At 42.0% G+C, this 7,155-nt stretch carries 8 protein-coding genes; 6 read left to right on the top strand and 2 right to left on the bottom strand.

All coding sequences use genetic code 11. The features are described from left to right. Positions 1 to 89 precede the first annotated feature (89 nt). The 6 genes from Q0081_RS09650 to Q0081_RS09625 all read left to right on the top strand — a co-directional run bounded on the left by Q0081_RS09650 (position 90) and on the right by Q0081_RS09625 (position 5,135). A complete protein-coding gene (locus Q0081_RS09650) occupies positions 90 to 350 on the top strand; it encodes a hypothetical protein (protein ID WP_298352031.1) in 261 nt (86 codons plus the stop codon). 134 nt (positions 351 to 484) lie between these two features. Continuing rightward, positions 485 to 931 carry an ester cyclase gene (locus tag Q0081_RS09645; protein WP_298352029.1) on the top strand — a complete coding sequence of 149 codons (447 nt, stop codon included), beginning with the start codon at positions 485 to 487 and terminating at the stop codon, positions 929 to 931. Positions 932 to 1,019: 88 nt separating this feature from the next. Next, on the top strand, positions 1,020 to 1,835 hold the full coding sequence (locus tag Q0081_RS09640; RefSeq protein WP_298352027.1) for a DUF6597 domain-containing transcriptional factor: 816 nt from the start codon (positions 1,020 to 1,022) through the stop codon (positions 1,833 to 1,835). A gap of 160 nt (positions 1,836 to 1,995) precedes the next feature. Next, on the top strand, positions 1,996 to 2,763 hold the full coding sequence (locus tag Q0081_RS09635; protein ID WP_298352023.1) for an RMD1 family protein: 768 nt from the start codon (positions 1,996 to 1,998) through the stop codon (positions 2,761 to 2,763). Between the two features lie 55 nt (positions 2,764 to 2,818). Continuing rightward, positions 2,819 to 4,420 (top strand): NAD(P)/FAD-dependent oxidoreductase, encoded by a 1,602-nt coding sequence (locus Q0081_RS09630; protein ID WP_298352020.1) that lies wholly within the window; start codon positions 2,819 to 2,821, stop codon positions 4,418 to 4,420. A 97-nt stretch (positions 4,421 to 4,517) separates the two neighbouring features. Beyond that, a complete protein-coding gene (locus Q0081_RS09625) occupies positions 4,518 to 5,135 on the top strand; it encodes a CoA pyrophosphatase (RefSeq protein WP_298352018.1) in 618 nt (205 codons plus the stop codon). Positions 5,136 to 5,193: 58 nt separating this feature from the next. Here the strand turns inward: Q0081_RS09625 and Q0081_RS09620 are convergent, their stop codons facing one another. Next, entirely contained in the window at positions 5,194 to 5,967 is a 774-nt protein-coding gene (locus tag Q0081_RS09620; RefSeq protein ID WP_298352015.1) for a LytTR family DNA-binding domain-containing protein, read from the bottom strand. After that, positions 5,964 to 6,995 (bottom strand): sensor histidine kinase, encoded by a 1,032-nt coding sequence (locus Q0081_RS09615; RefSeq protein ID WP_298352013.1) that lies wholly within the window; start codon positions 6,993 to 6,995, stop codon positions 5,964 to 5,966. The genes Q0081_RS09620 and Q0081_RS09615 overlap by 4 nt, the downstream gene beginning before the upstream one ends. Positions 6,996 to 7,155: the final 160 nt, after the last annotated feature.

The raw sequence follows: 7,155 nt of genomic DNA, 5'->3' as shown, positions 1-7,155 counted from the left end.
ATATTTCTTTTTGTTGCTAATTTTGAATGACATCTGATTGGAGTTAAATTAGTAAGTGAGATTCCTAACTAACTCTTTTCGGGTGTCTTTTGTCTTTACCCTATTTTAAAACAGCCTCTGAACTCAATGCTGTTGGCAAGCCCGACAACTTTCACCAAGATTTTATCATGGAAGAGACCGCCCACGTTTCGCCCGACTACACTCGCCCGACAGGACAGATTGCTGGACGCAAAAACTTGGATTATTTTCTCCGTAACCACACCATTAATCTTAAATTTGCAGAAACCACCCAAGCCGACCTTCGAGCGCATTTTGAACGCACCAACACACCCAATCCCCGCAAGTGTTGATTTTACAATGGGGACACGTAGACAGACATTTACGCCAAATCAAAAAAGTAAAAGCAAACCCCAATTATCCGAAATAGCTTCTAATTTATTCTCAAATTCGCTCATTCACCATTCACTCATTGACTCATTGACTCATGGAGACGACAAAAACCACCGAATCCCTCACTGACCTTACCCGCAAAGGCACTTGCATTGAATTTTTTTCGGCTTATCAGGAGCTGGATACCCAACGCATGATTAACCTCGCCACTCCCGAAGCCACCGTGTGGTTTCAGCCGCTGGGCGAAGATGGCAAAGGACTCTTCAGAGAATTTGGCAAAACTGTTTGGAGCTTGCTCATTGACTGCTTTCCCGACTTAGACAACACCGTTGACAGTATGTATTCCGAAGATGATTCGGTGATTTGTAAAGTCGCCATTTTCGGCACACAGGAAAAAGAATTCTTGAGCTTGCCAAGCAAAGGATTCAAATTCAACGGTGATCATATTTTTGTGTTTCGTTTTGATGAAAATGACCAAATCACCGACTTAACAATCGGTTGGAACCACGAGAGTTTTGTGGCACAACTGACAGAAGCCTAATTTTTTAACCGTTTGATAAGTTTAGACATAGTTTTTTGAGGTTTTCACCCTAAATTCTTAGCTTTCGGTAAATCATGCTATCCTGTGTATGTTTTACCGAAAGTTTCCACCTCCGGCCCATTTACGGCCTTTTGTAGAGTGTTTTTTCGTCTGGGAAAACAGCAAAATACTCTCCAATGTCTTATCGATTGAATCTCCACCAAGTGGTTTTGCTTCTATGGTGTTTAACTATGGCACGCCGTATCGGGTAACGTCCCAAAAACTAAACGGAGGATTCGCTCCCAAAAACTTTTTGACGGGGCAAGCCACCAAAAGCTACCAACTTCAACTTTCGGGAAAAATAGGCATGGTAGGTATTGTATTTCGACCTGCCGGCTTGAATACGTTGTTTGGACTGCCGATGTACGAGTTTTCGGATGAACGAACCAACCTGCGCGATGTACTCGGACGGCAATTGGACGAGTGGTCCGACAAAATAGAGGAAGCTATTTCTCCTACTGAAAGGATTGCACTGCTCGAACAGTTTTTAAATCTTCAATTCCTACGAAAAAAATCCGAACCTGACCGCACCGACTACGCCGCCAATCTGATTGTTGAGCAGCGGGGAGTAGTCAATATCAGCGACTTAATGGACGAACTTTTTGTGTGTCGGCGGCAGTTTGAGCGAAAATTTCTGCAAAAAGTAGGCGTTAGTCCCAAGTACTATGCCCGTATTCGTCGAGTGGGGGGGCTATGCCATGAATTGGCCCAAAAACGCTGGCAAATCGCTGATTGGCAAGAACTTATTTTTCAAAGCGGCTATTATGTCCAATCGCACTTCATCAAAGAATTTACCGAATTTACAGGCAAAAGTCCTTCCCTGTACGTGAAAAATAACATTGAACTGGCTAATTATCTGAAATAAAATCGACAATACGATACCGCTCGAATTTCAACGGGCGGCGCACCGGTTATTTTGATTGGAAATGAAGAATAAACTTTACGAAAACCCCTGAGTAAAATCATTGCAGGTAAGTCAGCACACTGATTTTATGCTAAATTTGGCCTAAAATCAGTGCACTACCATGAAAGTCGAAGCCTTCCAAATTGCCGAAGAAATTGATTTAAAGAAATTTCGGGCAGACTATACCACCCTTCCACTTATTTCTAACAGCTCAGAACTGCTCTATCAACACGGCGAAAATGAGTTTTTCTACCTGCTGAGCTACGGGGTAGTTGCCTTTGCAGGTATTGAAGATTTAGAGGCGAGTACATTACTCAAATTCATCCGAACCTACGCCAAAGATCACGTAAAAGAAGACTACCGCGAAGATGTCGCGGTAAACATCAAACCTGAATCGGGGGTAATTTTCGACTATACTTCGATTACCGTCCCCGAGCTTTCTCCCAACGGACTACGGCTCATTATGCTCAATATTTCGCAGTCGGTCGCCTTGGATTATTACGAAGCCCTCAGTGACGAAATTTTGAAAAATACAAAAAAAATGACCCGTCAATTGGAGCAGACAGGGCGATTAAGGGGCTCTCAGAAAGAATTATTGCAATTTATCGGTAAAACGCTCAGCATTAAAAACAGTATTATTGACGACTTATACATTTTTGATGCGCCCGATAGTGTATGGGAAAATGAATTACTGGGACGTATTGATGATGCAATCAAACGAACTCTTGACCTTCGAATGCGCTACCGGGATATTGATTACAAGTTAAAGATTGTTCATGAAAATCTGACGGTTTTTACCGATTTGATGCAAAACCGAGAAAGTACCCGATTGGAATGGATAGTTATCATATTGATCATGATTGAGGTGGTGCATTTATTTTGGAAATAGTGAAGCCAACACTTTTGTTTACCTTTGCATCCATTAAAGGATAAATCCCTTTCAGATGCACCAACACCTTCAACTGACCCTGCCGCCCGAAACGGCTTTGGACGAAGCTGATTTTCAGCAATACGTCATTCGACAACTCCATCTCAATAATGCCGAATCCTTGACAATTCGGAAAGTAAAACAATCCATTGATGCGCGTTCGCGGCAAGTGAAGGTAAATGTTTCCGTGGATATCTATGCTGACGAAGCGCCACCTTCCCTTATTTCTTACCAAAAAAAATACCCGGACGTATCTCAAAAACCTACGGTTATCATCGTTGGCTGCGGGCCAGCAGGTATGTTTGCCGCATTGCGATTGGTTGAATTGGGTTACAAACCCATTTTGTTGGAAAGAGGCAAAGATGTTCGCGCCCGCCGACGCGATTTGGCCGCTATCAACAAAGACCATATTGTAAATCCCGAATCCAATTATTGTTTTGGCGAAGGCGGTGCTGGCACCTATTCAGATGGGAAACTATATACCCGCTCCAACAAACGCGGTGATGTGCGTCGGATATTGGAGATTTTGGTGGCTCACGGGGCTACCGAACAAATTTTATACGATGCGCATCCGCACATCGGCACCAACAAACTTCCTCAAATTGTAGCTGACTTACGTCAAAGCGTACTCAACGCGGGCGGGGAAGTTCATTTTGACACCAAAGTCACCGATTTTATATTCAATTCTACCCATCAATCGGCAATTGACAATCACCCATCCGAAATAAAAGGCGTCGCCACTGCTGACGGACGAGAATTTACGGGTTTAGGGGTCATTTTAGCAACTGGGCATTCAGCCCGGGATATTTTCGAATTGTGTCAGGAAAAAGGCGTTTTCATTGAAAACAAATCATTTGCCGTAGGTGTCCGCATCGAGCATTCCCAAAGTTTGATTGATTCGCTGCAATACCACTGCACCGACCGAGGTCATTATTTACCAGCAGCTTCCTATGGCTTGGTCACTCAGACGCATTACAACGGCATACAACGAGGCGTTTTTTCGTTTTGCATGTGTCCGGGAGGTTTCATTGTACCCGCTGCTACCGCCCCGGGCGAATTAGTTGTGAACGGCATGTCGCCTTCACGACGTGATTCTCGTTTTGCCAATTCGGGGATGGTCGTGAGCATTGAAGAAGCCGATTTGAAGCCTTTTAAAAAATTTGGTGCGTTGGCGGGATTGGAGTTACAAAAATCCATCGAACAAAAAGCGTGCGCCATTACGGGAGGAAAGCAGACGGCTCCCGCGCAACGTGTCTTGGATTTTGTCAAAAGAAAAGTTTCCTCTAAATTGTTAGAAACTTCGTACCAGCCCGGTCTGCAATCACTTGATTTGAGAGAGTATCTACCCGAACACATTTCCGAGCCGTTGAGACAGGGCTTACAGGATTTTGGAAAAAAAATGAGTGGTTATGTCTCCAACGAGGCGCAACTTATCGGTGCAGAAAGCCGTACTTCTTCACCGGTACGTATCCCCCGTGACCGCGACACCGCCGAGCACCTTCAAACCAAACGTTTGTATCCTTGCGGCGAAGGAGCCGGTTATGCCGGCGGCATCATGTCGGCGGCACTGGATGGCACTTTTGTGGTCGAACAACTGGTAAAAAGATACGGCAGATAAATATTGGGAGATAAAATGTTTAGTTTTTGAACCAAATATTATTTTAAATGCGTAGTTAATTTAACTTGCGCATTCGTAATGAGCCCTGACACTCCCGATGCCCTTTAACGACTTTATAAATCATCTCCAATTACAACTCCGACAACCGTTGCCGGGGCCCGAAGCCCATCTCAAAATGGCATCGGCAACGCGGCTCCGGCTCAAAACTCAACCTAACGAAAAAACGCGTCGCTCAGCTGTCTTGATTTTATTCTATCCGTACCGTGACCAAGTTTTTGCCCCACTGATTTTACGTCCCAAATACGACGGAGTTCATGCTGGACAAATGGCTTTCCCAGGTGGGCGTTACGAAAAAACGGACGAAGACCTCATTCGCACTGCTCTGCGCGAAGCTCAGGAAGAAATAGGCATCAAAGCCTCTGATGTACAGATATTGGGTCAACTCACCGAATTGTTCATTCCGCCAAGCAATTTTTTTGTTTTACCGGTTATTGGAAAATTATCCTACCGACCCGATTTTTACCCCGACCCGCGTGAAGTAGAAGCAGTATTGGAAGTTAGCTTGAATGAAATGATGGACGAAACCATTGTCGGCTCCACCCTGCTTGATGTACGCGGAGTAAGCATTGATGCCCCTTTTTACGACATTCAGGGACATCAAGTATGGGGGGCTACGGCCATGATGATCAGCGAATTGCTGACTGTAATCGGATAATCTTCCGCTTTTACCAAGACTATTCCAATCTTGAAGATTTAGGTTATTTTTCTCACGCCTATGTCTCCAACCATTTCCTAAACTCTGGCACACGATTAGCACTGACAATCAAGCCCTTACTCACAGTTTGGAGTTTAACAAATAGACGGTCATTGAAATGGGATTCTATTTTTTCGATAAAAACTACATTAATAATCTCTCCTCTATTGATTCTAAAAAAGTGTTTTGGGTTTAGATTTTCTTCGATATCGTTGAGTGTACCATTGAGCGGGTATTTTTGTTGGTTCATTCCAAACGCAAACGTCATACCATCCTCAGATTGAAAATAAGCAATTTCTTCGACGGGCAAAAGGTGGATACCATTTCGCATTTTCACTGTAAAACGTTGTCTATACGTTTTTGCACTTGACTGAATGGCCTCTTTAAGCTGCTCTATCAATGACAAATTAAGCGTTTCATGTGGGGGTGCAAACGATTTTTGAAGAGCAAAAAATTTCTCCAAACCGGTACTGACTTTTTGATAACCAAATGGTTTTAATAGATAGGCAATGCCATTAGTTTCAAAAGCACGTAACAGAAATTGGTCGTAAGCTGTAGTAAAAATGATGGGAGATTTGACTGATATATTGGCATATAATTCAAAAACATTGCCATCCAACAATTCAATATCTGAAAAAATAAGGTCCGGTCTTTCATTTTTTGTAAACCAAGCCAATGCTTCTTTGACGCTTCGCAGGGTAGCTACGATCTCAAATTCAGCATTAAATTTGTGAATATAGCTTATCAATTGCAATCTGGCTATTTCTTCATCTTCGATAATAAGGATTTTCATACCGATTTTAAGAGGGGTATTTTTACTTCAAAAAAACCATCCATATTGCTAATTATCCACTTTTTGTCCGACAATAATTGATAACGGGCTTTCAGATTTTCCAGGCCAGTTTGGGTGGAAGAAACACTCGTAAGTTTTACTCTAACTTCATTTTTGACTGTAAGATATTCATCCTCAAACCTTATTTGTACCACAAGCGAGTCAGTCACATTACCCTGATTGTGTTTTACAACGTTCTCAATAAGCGTTTGAATTGCCCCCGGCGGCACAAAACGGTTAATGAGTAAAGTTGTTGGCGCTTCCTTAAACTGTTCAAAATTATAAGCGTTTCCAAACCGCTGTTGTAACAAGTAGATATAATTTCGAGTAAACTTCCATTCCTCATCCAACAGTACAGCATCTTCCTCTTTGTGCCTGATAATATAGCGATAAAGGCTCGCAAAACGATTCAGATATTCACTTGCCAAATCTTTATCCTGTTCAATCAATGCGCCCAGTACGTTCAGGTTATTAAACAGAAAATGAGGGTCTATTTGCTGTTTTAACAATTTAAGTTCGGCCTCTTTTTTTTCTTTTTCAGCCATTAAAAGTCGGCTTTGGGCTTCTACAAATTGCTTGATAATCAATATCATAGAAATTGGAGCAGCCATCATAACATTGTATTGCATAACGGTGGTAACAGTATCTGAATCGACTTTTAACGTACAGCCACAAATCAGCATAGCAACGTATTTAGCTAAGATGGCATCCCCCAAAAGAAATACCAAAAGAAGAATTATGTAAAAAAAGAATTGCTTGTTTTTTATAAAAAAAGGCGTGAATACAAACACAACAACAAGGGTAGTAAACAGCGGATTTCCAAACGTATATACAACATACACCAACAGCCGCCACCCCCCATTTTGGCGGTAATATTCCACAAAATCTTCAATAAAAAATGGGCAAATCAGAATAAAGCAAACTGCCAAAATCCATATATCTGATTTTTTGATTTTGAGGTGGGGGATTTGAGGGAATGCGATTGACATGAATTTTATCTATTTGCCTTTTCCAACATAATGTCCTTTCCATTATATTAGGGTACATTTAAGATTAAAGAGTATTTTTTCTTTTCAAAAACACGATTAAAATATTCAAATGCCTTTTCTAAGAAAAGTACAAAACTACCTAAATGATTTTGCCCTAATT

The sequence above is a fragment of the Runella sp. genome, from assembly GCF_027484545.1.
Lineage (GTDB): Bacteria > Bacteroidota > Bacteroidia > Cytophagales > Spirosomataceae > Runella.
Note: the sequence above shows the minus strand (reverse complement) of the source record. Positions and strands in the feature narration are given on the sequence as shown.

Excerpts from the sequence above, each read along its gene's own strand:
- Q0081_RS09645 (WP_298352029.1), top strand. The coding sequence starts at position 485 with ATGGAGACGACAAAAACCACCGAATCCCTCACTGACCTTACCCGCAAA.
- Q0081_RS09640 (WP_298352027.1), top strand. The coding sequence starts at position 1,020 with ATGTTTTACCGAAAGTTTCCACCTCCGGCCCATTTACGGCCTTTTGTA.
- Q0081_RS09635 (WP_298352023.1), top strand. The coding sequence starts at position 1,996 with ATGAAAGTCGAAGCCTTCCAAATTGCCGAAGAAATTGATTTAAAGAAA.
- Q0081_RS09630 (WP_298352020.1), top strand. The coding sequence starts at position 2,819 with ATGCACCAACACCTTCAACTGACCCTGCCGCCCGAAACGGCTTTGGAC.
- Q0081_RS09625 (WP_298352018.1), top strand. The coding sequence starts at position 4,518 with ATGCCCTTTAACGACTTTATAAATCATCTCCAATTACAACTCCGACAA.
- Q0081_RS09620 (WP_298352015.1), bottom strand. The coding sequence starts at position 5,967 with ATGAAAATCCTTATTATCGAAGATGAAGAAATAGCCAGATTGCAATTG.
- Q0081_RS09615 (WP_298352013.1), bottom strand. The coding sequence starts at position 6,995 with ATGTCAATCGCATTCCCTCAAATCCCCCACCTCAAAATCAAAAAATCA.